Here is a 22,024-nt window from a genome sequence, read left to right as displayed (position 1 = left end):
TCGCCAAGGGGGGCGGGGCGTGCCTTGGAAGACCATATCGTATGAGACGCGGCCCGTGCCCCCGGTTGGGGGCGGAGGGCCGCGCCAGTCGGGGCCCCCCATGCGTGCCGATGCCGAAGCCCTGAAGGGCCAGATCGAAGAATCCGTCAACCTCCTGCGCCGCCACCTGGACTGGGACGCGGCGACCGTGCGGCTCACCGAGCTGAACGCCCGGGCCGAGGACCCGACGCTGTGGAACGACGCCGACGAGGCGGGCCGCGTGATGCGCGAGCGCGGGCGGCTGGCCGACCAGATCGAGGGCGTGGCGCGGCTGCAGCAGGATGTGCGCGATGCGCTGGACCTGATCGAGCTGGCCGAGGCCGAGGGCGATGCCGCCACGGCCGATGCGGCGGTGGCGGATCTCAAGGCCCTGGCGGCCGAGGCCAAGCGGCGGGAGATCGAGAGCCTGCTTTCCGGCGAGGCGGATGCCAACGACGCCTTCCTGGAGGTCAATGCCGGGGCGGGCGGCACCGAGGCGCAGGACTGGGCCGAGATGCTGCGGCGCATGTACACGCGCTGGGCGGAGAAGCGCGGCTACAAGGTGACCATCACCGAGGAGAGCGAGGGCGAGCAGGCGGGCATCAAGTCCGCCACGCTGCAGATCAGCGGCCCCAACGCCTATGGCTGGCTGAAGACCGAGAGCGGGGTGCACCGGCTGGTGCGCATCTCCCCCTTCGACGCGGCGGCGCGGCGGCAGACCTCCTTCGCCTCAGTCTATGTCTATCCGGTGATCGACGACCGCATCGAGATCGAGATCAACCCGGCCGACCTGAAGACGGACACCTTCCGCGCCTCCGGCGCCGGCGGGCAGCACGTGAACAAGACGGAATCCGGCGTGCGCTTCACCCATATCCCCACCGGGATCGTGGTGGCCTCGACCCAGGACCGCTCGCAGCACCGCAACCGCGCCATCGCCATGGATATGCTGCGCGCCCGGCTCTACGAGCTGGAGCTGAGCAAGCGCGAGGCCATCTCGGCCGGCGTCGAGGCCAGCAAGACGGATATCGGCTGGGGCCACCAGATCCGCTCCTACGTCCTCCAGCCCTACCAGATGGTGAAGGACCTCCGCACCAGCGTGGAGAAGGGCAACCCGGCCGCGGTGCTGGATGGCGACCTGGACGAGTTCATGGCGGCCGCCCTGGCCCAGCGCGTCGGCGGCACCCGGTCCGAGGCCAGCGCCTCCGCGATCTGACCTGGGCCTTTCCCCTGCAACGCTTGCCCCGCCTCCGGCGTCTTTGCCGTGACGGGAGGAGGGGGGAGAGGGGATGCGGCACCGCTGTTCGGCCCTGGCGGCATGACCGTCCGGCTGCGGGCCTGGATGGAAAGCCTCCAGGAAGTCTTCTGGCTGCGCCCCGCTGTGCTCGTGACGCTGGGCATCGTGGCGGCGGAGGTCCTGGTCCGGCTGGACGGGGCCTTCACGGACCACGAATGGGTGCCTTCCGGCTGGATCTATGCCGGGGGCGAGAGCGGCGCCCGGGCGCTGCTGGGCGCCATCGCCTCCTCGGCGATCGGCGTGGCGGGCACGGTCTTCTCCATCACCATCGCCGCGCTGTCGCTGGCCTCCGGGCAGATGGGTCCCAGGCTGCTGCGGAACTTCATGCGCGACCGGGGCAACCAGATGGCCCTGGGCATCTTCCTCGGCACCTTCGCCTATGTGCTGATGGTGCTGCGCACCGTCCGCTCTGTGGAGGAGGACGCCTTCGTCCCGCATCTGGCGGTGACCGGGGCGCTGCTCCTGGCTCTGCTCTGCGTCGCGACCCTGGTCTGGTTCGTTCATCACATCGCCAGCGGCATCAATGTCGAGACGGTGATCGAGGATGTCCACCACGAGCTGGTGCAGACCATGGACCGCCTCCTGCCGCGGGAGGAACCGCCGGGACCCGGCACGGTGCGGCCGCCCGAGGGTGGCAGGCCCGTCCGGGCGACCGGCGGAGGCTATATCCGCTCCCTGGACACGGAGGGGCTGGCCGACTGGGCGGCGGAGAAGGGGCTCGTCGTCACCCTCCTCATGCGGCCCGGCGAGTATGTGAGCCAGGGCATGGTGCTGGCCGAGGTGGCGGGCGAGGCGGACGGGGAGGAGGCCAGCGGGCAGGTCTGCGGCGCCTTCATCCTGGGCGACCGGCAGGCGGCGGGACAGGACCTGGAATTCGCCGTGCGGCAGCTCGTGGAGGTCGGTGACCGCGCGCTTTCGCCTAGCAGCAACGACCCCTTCACCGCCATCGCCGTGATCAACCGGCTGGTGGACATCCTGTGCCGGGTCGCCGACCGGCCCATGCCGTCGCCGGTGCTGTTCCGGGAAGGGCGGGCCAGGGTCTTCCGGCGCGTGACCACCTATGACGGGCTCTGCGACGCCATGTTCCATATCCTGCGCCAGGACATGGCGGGCAGCGCCCCGGTCCTGATCCACCTGCTGGAAAGCCTGGGCCGCGTGAGCGGCGTGGAGCACCGCCCGGAGCGGCTGGCCGCCCTGCGCCGCCATGCGGGGCTCGTGCTGGAGGCCGGGCGCCGGACCATCGAGGACCGGGCGGGGCTGGCGGATTTCGAGCGGCGGCGGGCGAGCTACTTTCCGACGCTGTAGAACGGTTCCGTGTGGCGCTTCGCGGCGGCCCGCCGGGGAAGAGGCGCCGCCTCTCGCCCCGGACCCCCTCTCCGTCGGGGACCGAAGCCGGTCCCCGGACCCCGGGCTTTCGTTGGCGCCTGCGGTGGACGTTGCTCTGCGGCCTGATCCCCGGGAGCAGGCGGAGACGCGGGTCTCCCGAAAAGGAGAAAACATCGTGTCCGCGCCGGTGACATCGGCAGTTCGCCGGAGAGCGATGCTCTCCGGCGCGATCCGGCATCAGCGGGCGCCAGCGAAAGGGAGGTCCAGGACCCTCAGGGTCCTGGCGAATAGGGGGTCCGGGGGAAAGGCGGAGCCTTGCCCCCGGGGAAGCACGGCGCTGGACGCAAGGCGCCGCGGAAAGCGGCGTCCCGGATCAGCCGGCCCAGTCCGTCACATGCGCCGACAGTTCCGGGCGACGGGACGGCCGGACCTCGCCGTCCGGCGTGCCCACGAAGACGTAGCCCAGCAGCCGTTCGCCCTCGCCCAGGCCGAGGCGGCGGGCCAGAATGGAGTCGTAGCCGTTCGCCCCGGTCAGCCAGATCGCCCCGAAGCCCTCGGCGTGGAAGGCGTTCAGCAGGTTCATCACCCCGGCCCCGACCGTGAGGATCTGCTCCACCTCGGGGATCTTGCCTTCGCGGATATGCGCGGCCACGGCGATGGTGAGCGGTGCGTTCAGGATGCGGCCGCACTGCTTGTCGATCATCGGCTGCGTCACCGAGGGGTCGCGGGCGCGCATTGCCTCCTCGACGGCGGCGGCCCAACGGGTCCGCGCCTCGCCCCGGATCAGCACGAAGCGCCAGGGATGCAGCCCGCCATGGTCCGGCGCGCGCAGGGCGGTCTCGAGGATACGGTGCAGCAACTCGCCTTCCGGCCCCGGCGCGCGCAGCAACTGGGCCGGGATGGAATGGCGGGTCAGCAGGGCCTCCAACACCGGCGAGGCGGTTCCGGAGGAAAGCGGGCCAGGGTCGTTCATCGCGGGGTTCCCGGGTAGTGGCGGCGGGCAGGACCGGCAGCGGGCGTTCCAGACCGGTACGGTCTTTTTTGCGCCTTTCCCGCCACTGCGCAAACCGCCGCTTGCAACGAAGCGTCCCGGCAGGTCTTTTGCCTGGAAGCACCGGCCGGGGGACCATGCCTGGATTTTTCCGCCAGCGCCGCCTGCCGGACCTCCAGCCGCCAGGCACGATATTCCACCTGGATTGGAAGGCCCGGCAGATCCGCATCGCCTGGCTCTGCCTGCCGGCGCTGGCGCTGGTTCTGGTCGCCGGGTTGCTGAGCGGACGCCCGTCGGATGGGCTGGTGGCGGCCAGCGGCGCCATGACCGTTGGCTTCGGCGCGTTGCAGCGCTTCTCGCGCGGCTGGGCGATGCCGATGCTGGTGGCGATGCTGGGGATGGCGGCCTCGGCCACCGTGGGCTCCCTGGCGGGACAGTGGCTGCCGCTGCTTCTCCTGATCAGCGGCCTCTGGGCGGCGGCCTGCGGCCTGCTGACGGCGGCCGGGATCGGTGCCTGGTGGCTGGGGTTGCAATGGAACATCGCGCTGGCGGTGGCCAGCGCCTTTCCGGCCAGCCTGGAGAACGCGCTGGGCCGCGGGGGCCTGATCCTGGTGGGTGGCGCCCTGCAGTGGGTGATCCTGGTGGCCTGCCGGCGCTACCTGCCCTCGCCCCGGAGCTGGCCTTCCGACCTGCAGATCCCGGAACTGCTGGAATCCCTGCGCCTCCTCGCCAGCCGCCGGAATCCGGACCAGGGCTATGCGCTGCGGCTCGCCTGCGCCGCCATGGGAGCCGTGCTGGCCAGCCATCTGGCGAACCTGCCGAACGGCTACTGGGCTCCGATGACCGCGGTGATGGTGCTGAAGCCGAAGCTGGATGAGACCTATTCCCGCGGTCTGCAAAGAGTGGCCGGCACCCTGCTGGGGGCAGGGGGCGCGACTCTGGTGGCGGCGATGCTCCAGCCTGGCCCATGGGCCCTGGCGCTGCTGATCCTGGCCATGGCCTGGGCCAGCTATGCCCTGCAAAGGGTGAACTACGCCGCGCTTTCCACCGCGATCAGCGCCTATGTGGTCTTCCTGCTCGCCCTGGTGGCCATGCCGGAGCCGGAGGCGGCGAGCCACCGCATCCTGGCGACGCTGGTGGGCAGCGGCATCGCCGTCGCGGTGGACCTGCTGGGATGGCTGTGGGCAGACCGGAGCGGGGAGGGCCAAGACGGGGAGGCCCGGGGTGAGAAGGGCCAAGATGGGAAGGGGCGGGATCCTTGACCTTGCCGGTCCGGAATGTGTCGCGTTTCTGAAACAGTTTCGCTGGGCGATCGCACGCCACGCTGCCGCAGAGAGGGGTCCTCGGCCCTTTTCGCGATTGACCCTGTCGCCATGCCGAACGAACATGGCAAGGTCCGAACCAGAGCGCCTTCTGCGGGCAGAGCCCGCGAGGCCGGCCACTCTGAAAACCGCCACAGGAAAACGGGCCACAGACCCGCGAATCGAGGAAACATAATGGCGATCCCGCTGGGAACCACGATACCCGTCACCGATGCCGCCGGGGCCGATGCCGGGGACAGCGAGGTCAACCGCATCCTGCGCAACCCGACCTTCCAGGAACTGGTCAAGGCCCGATCCGGCTTCGCCTGGACGCTCTCCATCGTGATGCTGGTGATCTATCTGGGCTTCATCCTGCTCGTGGCCTTCGCCCATGGGCTGATGGCCACCCCGATCGCCGGGGGTGCTACCTCCACGGGGATCATCCTGGGCCTGGTGGTCATCGTCTCGGCCTTCGTGCTGACCGGCATCTATGTCGCGCGCGCCAACACGCGCTTCGACGAGATGACGCAGCGTTTGCGCCAGGAGCTCGGCCGCTGATGCGCCTCCTCAAGCTCCTCACCGTCACGGCCGGGACGCTCGCCCTCGGCCTCGGCGGCATGGCCTGGGCCGCGGACGCGATCTCCGGGCCGGTGCAGCGCCAGGCGCTGAACTGGGCGGCGATCGTCATGTTCGTCGCCTTCGTGGCGATGACGCTGGTGATCACCTACCGCGTCGCCTCGCAGAACCGTTCAGCCTCCGACTTCTACGCGGCGGGCGGCGGCATCACCGGCTTCCAGAACGGGCTGGCCATCGCCGGAGACTACATGTCGGCGGCTTCCTTCCTCGGCATCTCCGGCCTGGTCTTCGCCAGCGGCTTCGACGGGCTGATCTATTCCATCGGCTTCCTGGTCGGCTGGCCCATCGTGCTGTTCCTGATCGCGGAGCGGCTGAGGAACCTCGGCAAGTTCACCTTCGCCGACGTCGCCTCCTTCCGCCTCGACCAGACCAGCATCCGCATCCTCTCGGCCAGCGGCACGCTGGTGGTGGTGGCCTTCTACCTGATCGCGCAGATGGTGGGGGCGGGCAAGCTGATCCAGCTGCTCTTCGGGCTGCAATACCTGTACGCGGTGGTGATCGTCGGGCTGCTGATGATCGTCTATGTGGCCTTCGGCGGCATGAAGGCCACGACCTGGGTGCAGATCATCAAGGCCTGCCTGCTGCTGGTCGGCGCCACCTTCATGGCGCTCGCCGTGCTCTGGCATTTCGGCTTCAACCCGGAGCGCATGTTCGCCGCCGCCGTGCAGGTGCACCCGTCGGGCGTCAGCATCATGGCGCCGGGCAACATGGTCGCGGACCCGGTCTCGGCGATCTCGCTGGGCCTCGCGCTGATGTTCGGCACGGCCGGGCTGCCGCATATCCTGATGCGCTTCTTCACGGTGTCGAACGCGCAGGCGGCGCGCAAGTCAGTCTTCTACGCGACCGGGCTGATCGCCTATTTCTACATCCTGACCTTCATCATCGGCTTTGGCGCCATCACCTTCCTGATGAACGACCCGGTCTACTACACCAACGGGGCATCGGGCGTTTACAACAAGATCACCGGCCTTCTGGGCGGCACCAACATGGCGGCGGTGCACCTGGCCAACGCGGTGGGCGGCTCGCTCTTCCTGGGCTTCATCTCCGCCGTGGCCTTCGCCACCATCCTGGCCGTGGTCGCGGGCCTGACGCTCTCGGGCGCCTCGGCGGTCAGCCACGACCTCTATGCCAGCGTGATCGCCCGCGGCCGCGCCACCGAGAAGAAGGAGGTGCGGCTGTCGAAGATCTCCGCCGTGGTGATCGGCCTCGTCGCCATCTATCTCGGCTATATCTTCGAGAACCAGAACGTCGCCTTCATGGTGGGCCTCGCCTTCGCCGTGGCGGCGAGCTGCAACTTCCCCGTGCTGCTGATGTCCACCATGTGGCGCGGCACCACCACCACGGGCGCGCTCTGCGGCGGCCTGCTCGGCCTTGTCGCGGCGGTGGTGATGGTGGTGCTGAGCAAGGCGGTCTGGGTGGACACCTTCCACCATGCCGCCGCGCTCTTCCCCTACGACAACCCGGCGATCTTCTCGATGCCGCTGGCCTTCGCGGGGATCTGGGCCTTCTCGAAGATGGACAACAGCCTGCGGGCACGGCGCGAGATCGCGTCCTTCGACGCGCAGTACGTGCGTTCGGAGACCGGGATCGGTGCTTCCGGGGCCCACGTCCACTGACCGCGCGGCCGGGGAGGGTATTCCTCCCCGGTCCCGGGCGGCAGGAACGGAAAAGGGGGATGGCCCGCCGGCCATCCCCCTTTTCCGTTTTCTTCCGATGGCGAGCGGCTACTTCTCGACGAAGGCCTTCTCGATCACGAACTCGCCCGGCTCGTGCTGGCTGCCTTCGCGGAAGCCGCGCCCCTCCAGGATCTTGCGGCAATCGGCCAGCATCTCCGGGCTGCCGCAGAGCATGACGCGGTCATGCTCCGGCGAGATCGGCGGCAGGCCGAGATCGCCGGTGATCTTGTCGGAGGTGATCAGGTCGGTGACGCGGCCCTGGTTGCGGAAGGGTTCGCGCGTCACGGTCGGATAGTAGAGCAGCTTGTCGCCGATCACCTCGCCGAGGAACTCGTGCTCCTTCAGCTCCTCCTCGATCAGCGCGCGATGGGCCAGCTCGTCCACCTGGCGCACGCCATGGACCACCACGACACGCTCATACTGGTCATAGGCCTCGGGCTCGCGGATCAGGCTCAGGAAGGGGGCGAGGCCGGTGCCGGTGGAGAGCAGCCAGAGGGTCTTGCCGGGGCGCAGGTTGCTCAGGATCAGCGTGCCGACCGGCTTGCGCCCGACCAGGATCTTGTCGCCCGGCTGCAGGTGCTGCAGGCGGGAGGTGAGCGGTCCGTCCGGCACCTTGATGGACAGGAAGTCCAGCTCCTCGTCCCAGGGGGCGGAGGCGATGGAATAGGCGCGCAGCAGCGGCCGCCCCTCGACCATCAGGCCGATCATCACGAACTGCCCGGCCTGGAAGCGCAGGCCCTGGTCGCGTGTCGTGCGGAAGGAGAAGAGCTGGTCGGTCCAGTGATGCACGGACAGGACCGTCTCGTGGAAGAAGGCGGCGTTGGGTGCGGGGGCGTTCATGGCGCCGGAAGCTATGGGGTGCCGCGCCACGGAAGGCAACGTGGAATGAACGTTCCTGCCCTGTGGTTTACGTATATTCGCAATGCCGCGGGCGGGGATGGCTTCCGCCCCGGCCGGTCACGGGGGCATCTCATGGGGCGCATCTTCACGCTTCCTCAACCTCCGCATGGTCCCTTGCACCGCGTGCCGGGTCCGGCCGGAGGGGTTCTCGGCCATGGGGCGGGCGCGGGAGGCCTTGGCCATGACCAGCATCACCGCCACCACGGGCACGCAGGGCTATCCGCTGCCTTTCCGCCAGCAATGCGAGGACCGGCGCCACCCAGGCGGCCTCCTCCGGCGCTGCCACCGGCGCGTCGCCGGGCGGCGCCGCAGGGGCCAGCCAGGGCGGCAGCGACACCTCGGAACTCGAGGCCGCCGTGCAAGAGGCAAAGGCCGAGGAGGCGAGGGCGCAGCAGCAACTTGCCGCCGACCAGCAGGCGCAGGCGAGCGCGAGCCGGACCGCCGAGGACCAGGCGGCGTTGACCCAGGCCCAGCAGGCCGTGGCCCAGGCCCAGACCAAGCTCACCGCGGCTGCCTCGCAGGTGAATATCCTTGCCTGATCCTTGCCGGAACGGCTCCTGTCGCGGCGCATTGCCGAAGTGCCGCTTCGGCGCCAGGATCACGTCCCGATGATCACGCCATCCACCGTTTCACGTCAGGGGCCTCCGCTGGGGCCTGTCGTGGACGACACCCCCCGCCCGCTGCCATCCCGGATCCCGCACCACGGGCAGAATGTGGATCTGGAGCCGCTGCATCCCCGCCACGCCCCGGACCTGTTCCGGGCGGCGACGAATGCCGAGGATGCCTGGGCCTATCTGGGCTATGGCCCATTCCGGGACGAGGAGGCGATGCGCCGCCACGTGGCCGGCCTCGCCAGCCAGCACGACCCCATCGCCTGGGCCATCCGGCAGCACCGCACCGGCACGGCCGATGGCTGGCTGACCCTGATGGAGATCTTTCCGGCCGACGCGCATATCGAACTGGGCAACATCTGGTTCGGCCCCCGGCTGCAGCGGACCCGCGCGGCCACCGAGGCGATGTTCCTGCTGATGCGCCATGCCATGGACGATCTCGGTTATCGCCGGCTGACCTGGAAGTGCCATGCGCTGAATGCCCCCTCGCGCCGGGCGGCGGAACGGCTGGGCTTCACCTATGAGGGCACGCTGCGCAGCGTGAAGATCGTGAAGGGCCGGTCGCGCGACACCGCCTGGTTCTCGATCCTGGAGGATGAGTGGCCGGCGCGGCGGGAGGCGATCGCCGCCTGGCTCGATGATTCCAACTGGGACCATGCGGGGCGTCCGCGCCGGTCGATGGGCGAGATCGCCGGCACGAATCCCGCCCCCTGACAGGCGTGCCGCCGGTCGCCCCGGCCCGGCATGATCCAACATGGAGCCTGCGTCATTCCGGTGTCATGCTTCTGTCACCGGTTTGCAGCCTGCGGAGGCTAAGCGCCGCCCCATGAGAACAGGGGCGATTCGCTTGCCGAACTTCAACCGCGGAACTTTCCGCGCCTCCCTCCGTGCCCTGCTGCTGGGCGGCCTCGTGACTGCCGCCCTGGCCCTGCCCGGCCAGGGACAGGCGGCGGAGCAGAACTTCGAGGCGGTGCTGACCGGCCATGCCGTGCTGCCGGCCAATACCCTGGTCCCGCCTCCCGGCGATGCGCCGGCCGAGGCGCGGATGTCGGGGCGCTTCACCGGCCCGGGCAACCTGCGGACCGACCAGGCCGGCAGCATTCCCGGCACCACCGGCCCGGCGCCCGATGGCCGGCCGAGCGGCCTCTCGCTGCCCTTCCAGGGGCAGCCGGTGCAGGGCTTCTCCGGCATCAAGCCGGTGGCGGGCGAGCCCGGCGCCTATTGGGTGCTGACCGACAACGGCTTCGGCAACAAGCGCAACAGCTCCGACGCGCTGCTGGCCTTCCGCAAGATCCGACCGGATTTCGCGACGGGCGCGGTGCAGGTGGAGCAGACGGTCTTCCTGTCCGACCCCGAGCGGAAGGTGCCCTTCCGGATCACCCATGAGGCGACGGACCGTCGCTACCTGACCGGGGCGGATTTCGACCCGGAAAGCATCCAGCCCGTGGCCGACGGCTTCTGGATCGGCGAGGAGTTCGGCCCCTTCCTGGTGCATGTGGACCGCGAGGGCCGCGTCCGCCGCGTGGTGGAGACGAAGCTGGACGGGCAGGTGCTGATGTCGCCCGACAACCCCGCGCTGGGCACCGCGGCGACGCCGAACGGCGTGCTGCCCTTCCGCTCGCGCCGCTCGGGCGGTTTCGAGGGCATGGCGCTGACGCCGGACGGCAAGACGCTCTGGGCGCTGCTGGAGAAGCCGCTCTTCAAGCCTGGCAGCGACCAGGGCGAGGGGAACTTCCTGCGGGTGCTGGAATTCTCGCTGGAGAAGGGGGACTGGACGGGCCGCTCGAAGCGCTTCCGGCTCTCGGAGGGTGCCGTGTCGATCGGCGACTTCAACTTCATCGACGACAGCCGCGCGCTGGTGATCGAGCGTGACGATGGCGAGGGCGATCCTTCCCGCGCCTGCACCGGCGGGGCGAAGCCGCCGGCCTGTTTCGCCGCCCCGGCGCGGGTGAAGCGGATCACGCTGGTGGACATGGGGGCGGACGAGGGCGACGGCGAGATCCGCCGCATCGGCGGCATCGACCTGATGGCGATCCGCGACCCCAAGGGGCTGGCGCGGCAGCGCGGTGACACAGGGCTGGAGGCCGGCCGCTTCTCCTTCCCCTTCCTCACGATCGAGAACGTGGCGCGGGTGGACGACACGCACATCATCGTGGCCAACGACAACAACCTGCCTTTCAGTGCGGGCCGGCAACTCACCAAGGCGGACGACAACGAGTTCATGCTCCTGTCGGTGCCGGAACTGCTCCAGGCGCGCTGATGCGGCCCGCGTGACGCCCTGGGTGGGGGGACGCAACACCCCGGGCGCCACGCCTCCCTCCCGCCCGGGCCGCAAGGGCTGGGCGGGAGGGCTGTTTCATGGATTTCCCGAAAGAAAGACATCGCCACGCGGGCCGCATGGCTTGTTTCCTGCACCGCCCGCCGACAAGTTCGGTCGCGAATATGGAGATCTTGATGCCTATTCGCGACGCGCGACCGACCGACCTGCTGGCGATCACCGCCATCTATGCCCATCACGTGGCCCGTGGCACCGGGACCTTCGAGGAGGAGGCGCCGGACCAGGTGGAGATGGGGCATCGCCTGGAGCATGTGCAGAAGGCGGGCTGGGCCTGGCTCGTGGCGGAGAACGAGGCGGGCGAGGTCGTCGGCTATGCCTATTACGCGCAGTTCCGCGACCGCTCCGCCTATCGTTTCGCAGCGGAGGACTCGATCTATATCCGCGACGATGTCCGCGGCCAGGGCGTCGGCAAGGCATTGGTGGCGGAACTGCTGAGCCGCGCCGAGGCGGCGGGATTCCGGCAGATCTTCGCGGTGATCGGCGATGCCGAGAATGTCGGCTCCATCGGCCTGCACCTGTCGCTGGGCTTCCGCCAGACCGGCGTGCTGCGGGCCGCCGGACTCAAGTTCGGCCGCTGGCTGGACGTGGTGTTCATGCAGCGCGCCCTCGGCGACGGCGACCGCACCCTGCCGAGCGACGCCTGAACCACAAGCCTGTCCGCACGGGACAGGCCCGCCGTAGTGTGGTCCGACGTCGCTCTGTCCCCGGGGGACAAGGCTCCGCCTTTTCCCCCGGCCCCCCTTATCCGCCAGGACACTGCGTGCCCTGGACCCGATGAGTTGGCGCTCGCTGACGCCTGATTGCGCCTGAGAGCATGGTTCTCCGGCGGAGAGGCAGCGCCTCTTCCCCGGCGGCCGGACGCGGAGTGCGGCGTCCCTAACTCTCCTGCGGCCGGGCGCTGTCGCCCAGGTGGGGCTGGGCGGCCGGGTGCGGGATGCGCAGCGCCAGCAGGAAGCTCAGCACGGCCAGGGCGAAGACGGCCCAGAAGGCCCAGTGCAGCCCGTGCAGCAGGGCGGCGCGCAGGGCCGGCTCGACGGGACCGGCCATGCCGCCCTCGCCCAGGATGTTGCGGATCTTTCCGGTGGAATCGGCGCTGCCCGTGGCCCGCAGGGCGCTTTGCGCGCCCAGGTTCAGGATGCCGCCCAGCAGGGCCACGCCGAGCGTGCTGCCCAGCAGGCGGGAGAAGACGTTGGAGGCCGTGGCCGCCCCGCGGCGCGACCAGCCGGTGCTGCCCTGGACCAGCAGCACGCAGGTGGTGGTGAACAGCCCCATGCCGAGGCCGACCAGGAAGGAGGCCAGGGCCGCCAGCGGCGGCAGCGAGTCCGCATCCAGGAAAAGCAGCGGCACGGTGCCCAGCACGAAGAGGCCGGTGCCCAGCCGCGTGGTGTTGCGCATCCCAAGGTGCCGGTTGATGCGTCCGGTCTGGCTGGCAGCCAGGGGCCAGCCGAGCGACATGGCGGTCAGGGTGAAGCCGGAGGCGAGGGGCGAGGCGCCGACCACCCCCTGCACATAGACGGGCAGCAGGGCGGAGAGCCCGATCAGCCCCATCCCGGCGAGCAGGGTGGCGCCGTTGGCGGACTGGATGATGCGCTCGCGCCAGAGGTCCAGGGCGATCATCGGGGCGGCCACGCGGGATTCCTGCCAGAGCAGAAGCGGCACGCCCGCCAGCAGCGCCAGCCCGGCCACCAGCATCCCGGGGCCGCGCCAGGAGGCGTCGCCGCCGGCCAGGGTCAGCAGCATCAGCAGCGCCCCGACGCAGCCGGCGAAGATCAGCGCGCCCGGATAGTCCACGCTGGCGGTGCGGCGCTCCACCGTCTCCCGCAGGGCATAGGCGAGGCCGGCGACGGTCAGGAGGCCGATGGGGATGTTGATCCAGAAGACCCAGGACCAGGAGACGCGCTCCACCAGCACCGCCCCGGCCATGGGGCCGATCACCGCCGAGACGGCCCAGACGCTGGCCAGCAGTCCCTGCACCCGGGCGCGTTCCTCGGGCGGGTAGAGGTCGCCGACCACGGTGGTGCCGACCGGCAGGATGGCGCCGGCGCCCAAGCCCTGGAGCAGCCGGAAGAGGATCAGCGAGGGCATCGACCAGGCGAGGCCGCAGAGCAGGGAGCCGGCCAGGAAGACCGCGATTCCGGCGAAGAGCACGGGGCGGCGGCCATGGATGTCGGCGAGGCGGCCATAGATGACCGTGGTGGCCGACTGGGCCATCAGGAAGGCGGAGAAGACCCAGGAATAGAGGGAGAAATCCCCGAGTTGCCGGACAATGCGCGGCATGGCGGTGGCGATGATGGTGGATTCGATCGCCACCATGAACATTGACACCATGATGCAGGCCATCACGAGCGGGCGCCGGGCCGGATGGGGCGAGGACGTGGGCATGCCGCATGGTCCTTGGATAGGATGGATTTTCTGAGTTTCCAAAGACCTCTGTAGGCCCGGCCATCGCTGCTGCAAAGGATCCGGGAGTTGGTTGTCCGCCGGGATGGAACCGGTTACGGCCGCTCAACACTCCCTGTTCCAACGTCGCGGCAGTGCCCGCTTCATGCGACGACGATCGCGCTTCGCCAGACCTGGATCAGTGAAGAAAAGGGCCATGGCTGGCTGAAGTTGTTCCAGCCCATTGGGTCGTTGATAATGAAAAGCGGATTTTGAGCGGGAATGATCCCCCGCAGCACAACCACATGGCCAGTGAACGGTGTGCTTTGCAGGGCCAGAATGATGGCCCGTCCGTTCATGATTTGCTGGTAAATGACGTTTGGCGAGGCCGGTGGCGCTAGCGAGGTCATGCCACCGCCGAACATACCTAGGAGAGCGCCAATCTCATGCAACCCACCAGTCCGCATGCACTGATTGGCGATCATGGGATTGGGTGGAAAGAGACAGGTCTGTGGTGGCCAGCCATTGGCAATGGAGACGAGTTCGCCCTGGCTCGGGCTTCGGCCGGTTTTCCATCGGAGGACCTGCTCCACCACAGCCACCCAGCACCAGACAGGGGTTTGCTGCTGGATATTAGGAATGCCGAGATCGATGGGGGCGAATTGGGGCGAAGCGGTCCGGGAGCAGGACAGGATGGCGGCGATCGACACCGCGATCCGCCGGCGGGGGATCGGGTTCTGCATGGCTAGCTCTGGAGCCATTCGGTTTCCGTCGCCGGACAGCCATCGCGGCTCAGGGTGTCGGCGGGAATGACACGTCTGGAAAGGTCTTCGTAGGTCGCCAGCATGTCCGCAGCGGCTGGACCGATCATGCGAAGCCGGTCGAGTGTCTGGCGAGCCCACTGCGCCAGCCTCTCGCCACAAAGCTGATCGCCTTGACGTAACTCGATGAGCGACCATTCGAAAGCAGTGTTGGCCGCCTGAAGCCGAGGAGCATCGCCATCCATCGCGAGCAGAAGGTGAATGCTTGCCGCATAAGCGGCCCTGGTCTTGGCCTTCTGGTCGGCTCCACCCCGGGTCGAATATGACATGCCTTGCAGCCGGTGTGTTTCTGCGACGAGCTGGATAAGCTGGGATGAGTTGTGCTCGATTGCCTTGTTCTGGGCGCTCCGGAGCACTTTGTCGGAATCATCGTAGAGACCGGCTTGGCCAAGATTATACCCAAGCAAGACCTCTTCCTGCACGGTCAGTGCCGAGTGGCGCTTCTTCAGTAGTTCTAGGGAGCGTGCAATGATGGCTGAGCGCTGTGACCCCATGGCATTAGAATACAAGCTTTTCAGTTGTGGTTCCCTGATGCCCGAATAGTACTGTGCATAGCGTGCCTCCAGGTCGGAAAGCTGTAGGACGACATCGCGAAGCTGCTGGACCTCGCTTTCCACCTTCGCTTTTGGCGATACGATGAAGAAGTTCCAGGCCCCGATAGGGTAGCTGATGCCGATCACCACAAGCGCGCTGATGAGGCCGGACCAATCCTTGATGTAATCCATCCAGTTCTTCGACTTCGGCTTGGTGCGTTCTTCGAGTATCGCAAGGCGGGCCGCGACGTCGGCATCTGAGTCTGACATGGGAGGGGCGCCCCACGAGGATGTTGTCGAGCCCTCTCCAGCCTGTAGCCGGAGCGCGGGCTTCGTTTCCCAAGCTTATAATTTCGAAATCGAAACGTAAACGGAATAGCACCGGACGCTAATACGACTTTTCAGAGGCCATCCCTCCGGAAGCGTGCCGCGACCACCGCATCCTGGCGAAGCGCCCCTTGCAGCATGGCGGCTGCCTCCGGCGTGTCCGCCAGGGCGAGGACGCGGTCGAACCAGGGGCAGGTGCCGCGCACGCGATCCAGGAAGAGGCGATCCAGCGCCTGGGCCACGGGTGATCTGCCGCCGCAGCAGGCGCAGGCCACCGCATGGCTGGCGAAGGGCTGGAAGCGGGCGGTGGCGACCGCCCCGCCAAGGCTGGGATGGCCCTCCGGCAGCAACAGGGCGGCGGGCGGACCTGCCTGGAGCGCCTGCTGCAGCGCGGTCATGTCAGGCAGCGGCGAGAGGGGGATACGGGCATCGAGGTTCCAGACCATCCACTCGACATAAGGATATCTTTATGTCATTGTCCAGCCGTGGAAGAACTTCTCGCCCAGCTTCGTGCCGCCGCCGAGCCGACGCGCCTTCGCCTCCTGGCCCTCTGCGCCCGGGGGGCCTGGTGCGTGTCCGACCTCTGCGCCCTGCTCGGCCAGTCCCAGCCCCGCCTGTCGCGCCATCTTCGGCTGCTGACCGAGGCCGGGCTGCTGCACCGGATGCCGGAAGGGGCCAACGTCTATTTCCAGGTCCCCGCCGAGGCCGGCCTCGCCCACATGATCGCGGCGCGGCTGCCGGAGGAAGACGCGCAGCTCGCCGCCGACCGGCGCGCCGCGGCGCGGCTGGCGGCGGAGCGGGCGCGCGAGGCCTCCGAGACCTTCCAGCGCCAGGGCTCGGACTGGGACGAGATGCGTGCCCTGGGCCTGCCCGCCGCCGCCATCGAGGCGGCGCTGCTGGAGGCCCTGCCGGCACGCCCCGGGCGCCTGCTGGATATCGGCACCGGCACCGGTCGCCTGCTGGAGCTGACCGCCGGGCGGGCCGGGGCGGCCCCCGACACCGCCCTGGGCGTCGATGCCTCCCGCGCCATGCTGGCCCTGGCCCGCGCCCGGCTGGCCGAGCGCGGGTTAGCACAGCACTGCGCGGTGCGGCAGGCGGATATGTACCGGCTGCCGATCGCCGATTCCTCCTTCGACACCGTCACGCTGCAGATGGTGCTGCACTATGCCGAGGACCCAGCAGCGGTGCTGGCCGAGGCCGCCCGCGTGCTCGCGCCCGGCGGCCGGCTGCTGATCGCCGACCTCGCCCCGCATAAGCGCGGCGAGCTGCTGGCGCGGCAGGCACATCGCTGGCCCGGCTTCGACGATGCCCAGATCGCCGGCTGGCTCGGCGCCGCCGGCTGCGCCCCGCTTCCCGCCCGGACGGCAGCCATGGGGGGGGAGGGGGCGCTGGAAGTGCGCCTCTGGCCCGCCACCCGCCTGCCGGCCGCCGCGTCCCTTTCCACGCCCGCCGCAACCGAGGCTCCGTGATGTCCCGTCCCCACCTGCTCGAAGCCCTGCGCGAACGCGTCCTGCTCTGCGACGGGGGCATGGGCTCGCGCGTGCAGGCCCTCACCCTGGATGTCGAGAAGGACTACTGGGGCAAGGAGAACTGCACCGAGGTGCTGAACCTGTCCCGCCCCGAACTGGTTCGCGAGATCCATCGCGGCTACTACGAGGCCGGGTCGGACATGGTGCTCACCAACAGCTTCGGCGGCTCGCCGATCACGCTGGAGGAGTTCGAGCTCGGCGACCGTGCCTTCGAGATCAACAAGCTCTCGGTGGAGCTGGCGCGCGAGGCGGCGGAGAGCTTCGCCGATGGGCGCCACCGCTGGGTGATCGGCGATATCGGCCCGGGCACCAAGCTGCCGAGCCTGGGGCATATCGAGTACGACCGGCTGGAGGCCGCGCTGCTGGAGCAGTGCCGCGGGCTGATCGCCGGCGGCGCCGATGCGCTGCTGACCGAGACCAACCAGGACACGCTCTTCATCAAGGCGGCCGTCAATGCGGCCAAGGCGGCGAAGCGCGAGGCGGGCAGCGACATCCCGATCTTCGTGCAGGTGACGGTGGAGACCACCGGCACGCTGCTGGTCGGCCCCGACATCGCCGCCGCCGCGACGGTGATCGACGCGCTGGACGTGCCGCTGATCGGCCTCAACTGCGCCACCGGCCCGCAGGAGATGGCGGAGCATGTCCGCTACCTCGCCGGTTCCTGGCGCGGGCTGATCTCGGTTCAGCCGAATGCCGGCCTGCCGGAGCTGGTGGACGGCAGGACGCACTACCCGCTGGGCGCGGCGGAGATGGCGAGCTGGATGGAGCGCTTCGTCACCGAGGACGGGGTGAACCTGATCGGCGGCTGCTGCGGCACCTCGACGCCGCATATCCAGGCGCTGGACGCGATGCTGCGCCGGCATGGCGGGGCTTCGCACCGGCCGGTGCCGGTGCCGCGCAAGCCGGTCTGGGTGCCCTCGGTCGCCAGCCTCTACGGCGCCACGGCGCTGCGGCAGGAGAACGCGTACTTCTCCATCGGCGAGCGCTGCAACGCCAACGGTTCCAAGGCCTGGCGGGAGCGGCAGGCGGCGCATGACTGGGATGGCTGCGTCGCCATGGGGCGCGAGCAGGTGGCCGAGGGCTCGAACTCCCTCGATGTCTGCACCGCCTTCGTCGGCCGCGACGAGATGGCGGAGATGAGCGAGGTGATCCGCCGCTTCACCGGCGCGGTGAACGCGCCGCTGGTGATCGATTCCACCGAGACCCCGGTGATCGAGGCCTCGCTGAAGCTGCATGGCGGCAAGCCGATCATCAACTCGATCAACTTCGAGGATGGCGAGGGCCATGCGACGGACCGCATGATCCTGGCCAGGAAGTTCGGCGCCGCGGTGATCGCGCTGACCATCGACGAGGTCGGCATGGCGAAGACGGCGGAGGACAAGCTCCGCATCGCCACGCGGCTGGTGGAGTTCGCCTGCGACCGGCACGGGCTGCCGCAGTCGGACCTGATGATCGACCCGCTGACCTTCACCATCGCCACCGGCAACGAGGACGACCGCAAGCTCGGCCTCTGGACGCTGGAGGGCATCCGCATGATCCGGGAACGGTTCCCGGACATCCAGATCATCCTGGGCCTGAGCAATATCTCCTTCGGCCTGAACCCGGCGGCGCGGCATGTGCTGAATTCGGTCTTCCTGGACCATGCGGTGAAGGCGGGGATGACCGGCGCCATCGTGCATGTCAGCAAGATCAAGCCGCTGCACCTGATCCCGCCGGAGGAGGTGAAGGTCGCGGAGGACCTGATCTATGACCGGCGCAGCGAGGGCTACGACCCCTTGCAGAAGCTGCTGGAGCTGTTCGCCGGCCGCAAGGCGGCCGACATGGGCGCACGCAAGAAGGCCGAGACCGTCGAGGGACGGCTGAAGGAGCGGATCGTCGATGGCGACCGCAAGGGGCTGGAGGACGACCTCGCCGCCGCCATGGCGGCCGGGCACACGCCGCTCGCCATCATCAACGAGCTGCTGCTGGACGGCATGAAGACGGTGGGCGAGCTGTTCGGCGCCGGCAAGATGCAGCTTCCCTTCGTGCTGCAGTCCGCCGAGACGATGAAGACGGCGGTCGCCTATCTCGAACCGCATATGGAGCGGGCCGAGGGGCAGGAGAAGGGCACCATCGTCCTCGCCACCGTGAAGGGCGACGTCCACGACATCGGCAAGAACCTTGTCGACATCATCCTGACCAACAACGGCTACAAGGTCGTCAATCTCGGCATCAAGGTTCCCTTGCAGCAGATGATGGAGGCGGTGAAGGCGCACCGCGCCAATGCCATCGGCATGTCCGGCCTGCTGGTGAAGTCCACCGTGGTGATGCGCGAGAACCTGGAGGAGATGGCGCGCCAGGGGCTGGAGGTGCCGGTGCTGCTCGGCGGCGCGGCGCTGACGCGCAACTATGTCGAGGATGACTGCGTCCGCGCCTATGCCAAGGACGGAACGACGGGCCGTGTCGCCTATGCCCGCGATGCCTTCGACGGGCTGCACCTGATGGACCGCGTGATGGGCAACGACTTCGACGGCTATCTCGCCGCCCTGCAGTCGCGCCGCGCCGGCAAGTCGAAGAACGAGAAGCGCACGCTGGGCATCGCGGACCCGCGCGGCTTCGCGCCCGTGGATGTCAACGAGGCGCAGGCGCGGCGGAAGCGGGTGACGGAGGGCGAGGCCGTGCCCGCGCCGCCCTTCTGGGGTGCCCGGGTGATCGAGGCGCCGCCCAAGGCGATCATCCCCTTCATCAACGAGCGCTCGCTCTACCAGTTCCAATGGGGCTTCCGGAAGCAGGGCCGCTCGCTGGAGGATTTCCTCGGCTGGGCCAAGCAGGAGCTGCGCCCGGTGCTCAAGCGCATGCTGGCGCTGACCGAGGCGGAAAGCATCCTCCATCCGCAGGCCATCTATGGCTACTGGAAATGCGCCGGGCAGGGCAACGACCTGATCCTCTTCGAGGAGGACGGCGTGACCGAGGCCTGGCGCGTCACCCTGCCACGCCAGCCGAAGCAGGATGGCGAGTGCATCGCGGATTTCGTGCGCGATGTGCAGGAAGGGCCGGAGAGCCGCGATGTCATCGGGCTCCAGGTCGTGACGGTGGGCCAGAAGGCCTCCGACGTGGCGCGGGAGTGGTTCGAGGGCAACCGCTACCAGGACTACCTCTACCTGCACGGCCTGTCGGTGGAGATGGCGGAGGCGATGGCGGAATATGTCCACAAGCGCATCCGTGCCGAATGGGGCTATGCGGGCGAGGATGACCGCGACATGGACCGGATGCTGCAGCAGGGCTATCGCGGCGGCCGCTATTCCTTCGGCTACCCGGCCTGCCCGCGGCTGGAGGACCAGGAAGGGCTGCTGAAGCTGCTCGGCGCGGAGCGGATCGGCGTGAGCCTTTCCGATGAGCACCAGCTTCATCCGGAGCAGTCAACCTCTGCGATCGTGTTGCACCACCCCCGCGCGAAATACTTCTCAGTCTGACCGGGGACGGGCTATGCCCGCCCTATGTCGCTCTCGCTGACCGAACGCACCGCCTGGACCAGCCTGGCTGTGGGCCTCTTCGTGCTGTCCCTGAAAGGGGTGGCCTGGTGGATCACGGGCAGCACCGCCTTCTTCGCGGAGATGCTGGAGACGGTGGTGAACGTGGCCGCCGCCTCGGCCGCGTTGATGGCCGTGCGCTATTCGGCCATGCCGGCGGACGACAACCACCCTTATGGCCATGCCAAGGCGGAATACTTCTCCGCCGTGCTGGAGGGGGCGCTGATCGTGGTCGCGGCCACGCTGATCCTGCAGGAGGTCTGGACCGCCTGGCAGAACCCGCGGGCGCCGGACCGGCCGATGATCGGCCTGGTGCTGTCCATCGCCGCGGCGCTGGTGAACGTGGTCTGGGCGACGATCCTGCGCCGGCGTGGCAAGCGGCTCGGCTCCCCGGCCCTGGTGGCCGATTCGCACTACCTGATGGCCGATGTCGTCACCTCGGTCGGGGTGGTGATCGGCGTCTTCCTGGTCACGGTGACGGGGCTGCTCTGGCTCGACCCCCTGATGGCGGGCGTGACGGCGGTGATGATCCTCTTCTCCGGCCTGCGCCTGCTCCGCGAAAGCGTCGGCGGGCTGATGGACGAGGCCGCGCCGCCGGAGCTGGTGGCGCAGATCCGCGAGCATGTTTCCGCCAATGCCACCGGGGCGCTGGAGGCGCATGACCTGCGCACCCGCCGGGCCGGGCGCTTCACCTTCATCGACTTCCACCTCGTGGTGCCCGGCGGCATGTCGGTGGACGAGGCGCACGGCATCTGCGACCGGATCGAGGGCACGCTGAAGCAGGAGCTCGGCAACGTGGTGATCTCGATCCATGTCGAGCCGGACGGCAAGGCCAAGCACAGCGGCGTCGTGGTGCTGTGAGCCGGTGGTGCTGACGGGCGCCGGCCCTTCGCCATGAAGGCGGCGCGTCCCGTTGCGGAAAAGGCCGTGCGGCCGTTGCGGCCCGGGGCACGGCCCCTGCGCCGGACCTTCGGCCGGGCGCCGGCCTGGGCGCCGCCGCTGTCGCTGCTGCTGCACGGCGCCGCGCTGGCGGCGCTGCTCGGGCTGCTGGCGCCGGAGGCGGTGCACGAGCCGGTGCGGATGACCGGCATCCCCCTGGTCTGGGTCGGGGAGGGGGAGGGCAGCACCGCCCGGCGCCTGGCCGAGCTGCCGCCCCCGGCCTCCCCGTCGCCGCCCGAGGCACCGGAGACCCCGCCTGTGCCGCCCATCCCGGAGGCCGCCCCCGTGCCGCCCCTGGCCCGGCCCGGCCCGGCCCAAGCCGCGCCGGACACGCCGCCCGCGCCGGAAGCGGGAAGCCTGCCCCTGCCGCCGCCCGATCTCCCGTCGCCCGTGGCCGCCCCCGCACCGGGACAGGGTGCCTCGCCGCTGGCGCTGGACGAGCTGCCCCTGCCGCCCCCGCCGCCCAGCCCGCCCCAACGCCGTCCCGCCCCGCCGCCGCCCGCCCAGGCCGCGCCGCAGCCCGATCCCGGGCGGGCGAAGCTGGCGCTCGACGCTTCCGTGGGCGGGTTGCGGCTCGGGGCCGGCAGCGGCGGCCTGCCGGGAGAGAGCCGGGGCCCGGCCATGCCTGCCGCCGGCTGCGCGGAGGCCATCGGCCTGCCGCCGGCCGGGATCGGGCACCGCAACGCCGGCTTCGTCGGGCTGCGGCTGCGGCTTTCCGACAATGGCCGGGTGGTGGAGGCGAAGGTGGCCGTGAGCAGCGGCTTCCCCGCGCTGGACGACTGGGCCAGGACCCGGATCAAGCGCTGCCGCTTCGCCCCCGCCCTGCGCGATGGCCGGCCGGTCTGGTCGAGCTACAACACCTCCGTCTATTTCGACGAAGCCCACTGACCCCCGGA

At 69.4% G+C, this 22,024-nt stretch carries 19 protein-coding genes; 13 read left to right on the top strand and 6 right to left on the bottom strand.

The window, feature by feature from the left end; translation table 11 throughout:
* Window positions 1-100: 100 nt before the first annotated feature.
* Window positions 101-1,231 (top strand): peptide chain release factor 2, encoded by a 1,131-nt coding sequence (prfB, locus tag BT98_RS0108125; protein ID WP_019462009.1) that lies wholly within the window; start codon window positions 101-103, stop codon window positions 1,229-1,231.
* A gap of 102 nt (window positions 1,232-1,333) precedes the next feature.
* The gene (locus BT98_RS0108120; protein WP_019462010.1) at window positions 1,334-2,617 is read left to right on the top strand and encodes a DUF2254 domain-containing protein; all 1,284 of its coding nucleotides are present in this window, start codon (window positions 1,334-1,336) and stop codon (window positions 2,615-2,617) included.
* Between the two features lie 394 nt (window positions 2,618-3,011).
* Here BT98_RS0108120 and BT98_RS0108115 read toward each other — a convergent pair whose 3' ends face one another.
* Window positions 3,012-3,611, bottom strand: a complete 600-nt coding sequence (locus tag BT98_RS0108115) for a nitroreductase family protein (RefSeq protein ID WP_019462670.1) — start codon at window positions 3,609-3,611, stop codon at window positions 3,012-3,014.
* 155 nt (window positions 3,612-3,766) lie between these two features.
* Between BT98_RS0108115 and BT98_RS26030 the strand changes: the two genes are divergently transcribed.
* From BT98_RS26030 to BT98_RS0108100, 3 genes are all read left to right on the top strand, one after another.
* On the top strand, window positions 3,767-4,891 hold the full coding sequence (locus BT98_RS26030) for an FUSC family protein (protein WP_020628562.1): 1,125 nt from the start codon (window positions 3,767-3,769) through the stop codon (window positions 4,889-4,891).
* 234 nt (window positions 4,892-5,125) lie between these two features.
* Window positions 5,126-5,488, top strand: coding sequence for a DUF485 domain-containing protein (locus BT98_RS0108105; protein ID WP_019462671.1), 363 nt, complete (start codon window positions 5,126-5,128; stop codon window positions 5,486-5,488).
* A complete protein-coding gene (locus BT98_RS0108100; RefSeq protein WP_019462672.1) occupies window positions 5,488-7,182 on the top strand; it encodes a cation acetate symporter in 1,695 nt (564 codons plus the stop codon). Before BT98_RS0108105 ends, BT98_RS0108100 begins: the two co-directional genes overlap by 1 nt.
* A 108-nt stretch (window positions 7,183-7,290) precedes the next feature.
* Here BT98_RS0108100 and BT98_RS0108095 read toward each other — a convergent pair whose 3' ends face one another.
* Window positions 7,291-8,082, bottom strand: coding sequence for a ferredoxin--NADP reductase (locus BT98_RS0108095; RefSeq protein WP_026033484.1), 792 nt, complete (start codon window positions 8,080-8,082; stop codon window positions 7,291-7,293).
* Window positions 8,083-8,498: 416 nt separating this feature from the next.
* Between BT98_RS0108095 and BT98_RS0108085 the strand changes: the two genes are divergently transcribed.
* The 4 genes from BT98_RS0108085 (at window position 8,499) to BT98_RS0108070 (ending at window position 11,735) form a co-directional block, all read left to right on the top strand.
* A complete protein-coding gene (locus BT98_RS0108085) occupies window positions 8,499-8,681 on the top strand; it encodes a hypothetical protein (RefSeq protein ID WP_019462675.1) in 183 nt (60 codons plus the stop codon).
* A 120-nt stretch (window positions 8,682-8,801) separates the two neighbouring features.
* Window positions 8,802-9,467: a GNAT family N-acetyltransferase gene (locus tag BT98_RS0108080; protein WP_237719407.1), complete on the top strand. Its 666-nt coding sequence runs from the start codon at window positions 8,802-8,804 to the stop codon at window positions 9,465-9,467.
* A 133-nt stretch (window positions 9,468-9,600) separates the two neighbouring features.
* Window positions 9,601-11,013 carry an esterase-like activity of phytase family protein gene (locus BT98_RS0108075; RefSeq protein WP_019462677.1) on the top strand — a complete coding sequence of 471 codons (1,413 nt, stop codon included), beginning with the start codon at window positions 9,601-9,603 and terminating at the stop codon, window positions 11,011-11,013.
* A gap of 194 nt (window positions 11,014-11,207) precedes the next feature.
* Window positions 11,208-11,735: a GNAT family N-acetyltransferase gene (locus tag BT98_RS0108070; RefSeq protein WP_019462678.1), complete on the top strand. Its 528-nt coding sequence runs from the start codon at window positions 11,208-11,210 to the stop codon at window positions 11,733-11,735.
* Window positions 11,736-11,967: 232 nt separating this feature from the next.
* Here the strand turns inward: BT98_RS0108070 and BT98_RS0108065 are convergent, their stop codons facing one another.
* The 4 genes from BT98_RS0108065 to BT98_RS0108055 form a co-directional block, all read right to left on the bottom strand.
* Window positions 11,968-13,473 carry an MDR family MFS transporter gene (locus tag BT98_RS0108065; RefSeq protein ID WP_027297191.1) on the bottom strand — a complete coding sequence of 502 codons (1,506 nt, stop codon included), beginning with the start codon at window positions 13,471-13,473 and terminating at the stop codon, window positions 11,968-11,970.
* A 161-nt stretch (window positions 13,474-13,634) separates the two neighbouring features.
* A complete protein-coding gene (locus BT98_RS26540) occupies window positions 13,635-14,213 on the bottom strand; it encodes a papain-like cysteine protease family protein (RefSeq protein WP_157223125.1) in 579 nt (192 codons plus the stop codon).
* A 2-nt stretch (window positions 14,214-14,215) separates the two neighbouring features.
* Complete coding sequence (locus BT98_RS27600; RefSeq protein WP_027297190.1) at window positions 14,216-15,094, bottom strand: hypothetical protein; 879 nt, start codon at window positions 15,092-15,094, stop codon at window positions 14,216-14,218.
* A gap of 131 nt (window positions 15,095-15,225) precedes the next feature.
* Window positions 15,226-15,597 (bottom strand): hypothetical protein, encoded by a 372-nt coding sequence (locus tag BT98_RS0108055; RefSeq protein WP_019462681.1) that lies wholly within the window; start codon window positions 15,595-15,597, stop codon window positions 15,226-15,228.
* Window positions 15,598-15,636: 39 nt separating this feature from the next.
* On the opposite strand from BT98_RS0108055, the gene BT98_RS0108050 reads away from it, so the two are divergent.
* From BT98_RS0108050 to BT98_RS0108035, 4 genes are all read left to right on the top strand, one after another.
* A complete protein-coding gene (locus BT98_RS0108050) occupies window positions 15,637-16,620 on the top strand; it encodes an ArsR/SmtB family transcription factor (protein ID WP_019462682.1) in 984 nt (327 codons plus the stop codon).
* A complete protein-coding gene (metH, locus tag BT98_RS0108045; RefSeq protein ID WP_019462683.1) occupies window positions 16,620-20,132 on the top strand; it encodes a methionine synthase in 3,513 nt (1,170 codons plus the stop codon). The genes BT98_RS0108050 and metH overlap by 1 nt, the downstream gene beginning before the upstream one ends.
* Window positions 20,133-20,156: 24 nt before the next feature.
* The gene (locus BT98_RS0108040) at window positions 20,157-21,050 is read left to right on the top strand and encodes a cation diffusion facilitator family transporter (protein WP_019462684.1); all 894 of its coding nucleotides are present in this window, start codon (window positions 20,157-20,159) and stop codon (window positions 21,048-21,050) included.
* Window positions 21,051-21,116: 66 nt separating this feature from the next.
* Window positions 21,117-22,016: a TonB family protein gene (locus BT98_RS0108035; protein ID WP_147292467.1), complete on the top strand. Its 900-nt coding sequence runs from the start codon at window positions 21,117-21,119 to the stop codon at window positions 22,014-22,016.
* The last annotated feature ends 8 nt before the right edge of the window (window positions 22,017-22,024 follow it).

Source organism: Roseomonas mucosa ATCC BAA-692 (genome assembly GCF_000622225.1).
Taxonomy (GTDB): domain Bacteria; phylum Pseudomonadota; class Alphaproteobacteria; order Acetobacterales; family Acetobacteraceae; genus Roseomonas; species Roseomonas mucosa.
Note: the sequence above shows the minus strand (reverse complement) of the source record. Positions and strands in the feature narration are given on the sequence as shown.

Excerpts from the sequence above, each read along its gene's own strand:
- BT98_RS0108100 (WP_019462672.1), top strand. The coding sequence starts at position 5,488 with ATGCGCCTCCTCAAGCTCCTCACCGTCACGGCCGGGACGCTCGCCCTC.
- BT98_RS26030 (WP_020628562.1), top strand. The coding sequence starts at position 3,767 with ATGCCTGGATTTTTCCGCCAGCGCCGCCTGCCGGACCTCCAGCCGCCA.
- BT98_RS0108065 (WP_027297191.1), bottom strand. The coding sequence starts at position 13,473 with ATGCCCACGTCCTCGCCCCATCCGGCCCGGCGCCCGCTCGTGATGGCC.
- BT98_RS0108120 (WP_019462010.1), top strand. The coding sequence starts at position 1,334 with ATGACCGTCCGGCTGCGGGCCTGGATGGAAAGCCTCCAGGAAGTCTTC.
- BT98_RS0108095 (WP_026033484.1), bottom strand. The coding sequence starts at position 8,082 with ATGAACGCCCCCGCACCCAACGCCGCCTTCTTCCACGAGACGGTCCTG.
- prfB (WP_019462009.1), top strand. The coding sequence starts at position 101 with ATGCGTGCCGATGCCGAAGCCCTGAAGGGCCAGATCGAAGAATCCGTC.
- BT98_RS26540 (WP_157223125.1), bottom strand. The coding sequence starts at position 14,213 with ATGCAGAACCCGATCCCCCGCCGGCGGATCGCGGTGTCGATCGCCGCC.
- BT98_RS0108115 (WP_019462670.1), bottom strand. The coding sequence starts at position 3,611 with ATGAACGACCCTGGCCCGCTTTCCTCCGGAACCGCCTCGCCGGTGTTG.
- metH (WP_019462683.1), top strand. The coding sequence starts at position 16,620 with ATGTCCCGTCCCCACCTGCTCGAAGCCCTGCGCGAACGCGTCCTGCTC.
- BT98_RS0108040 (WP_019462684.1), top strand. The coding sequence starts at position 20,157 with ATGTCGCTCTCGCTGACCGAACGCACCGCCTGGACCAGCCTGGCTGTG.
- BT98_RS0108070 (WP_019462678.1), top strand. The coding sequence starts at position 11,208 with ATGCCTATTCGCGACGCGCGACCGACCGACCTGCTGGCGATCACCGCC.
- BT98_RS0108055 (WP_019462681.1), bottom strand. The coding sequence starts at position 15,597 with ATGGTCTGGAACCTCGATGCCCGTATCCCCCTCTCGCCGCTGCCTGAC.
- BT98_RS0108105 (WP_019462671.1), top strand. The coding sequence starts at position 5,126 with ATGGCGATCCCGCTGGGAACCACGATACCCGTCACCGATGCCGCCGGG.
- BT98_RS27600 (WP_027297190.1), bottom strand. The coding sequence starts at position 15,094 with ATGTCAGACTCAGATGCCGACGTCGCGGCCCGCCTTGCGATACTCGAA.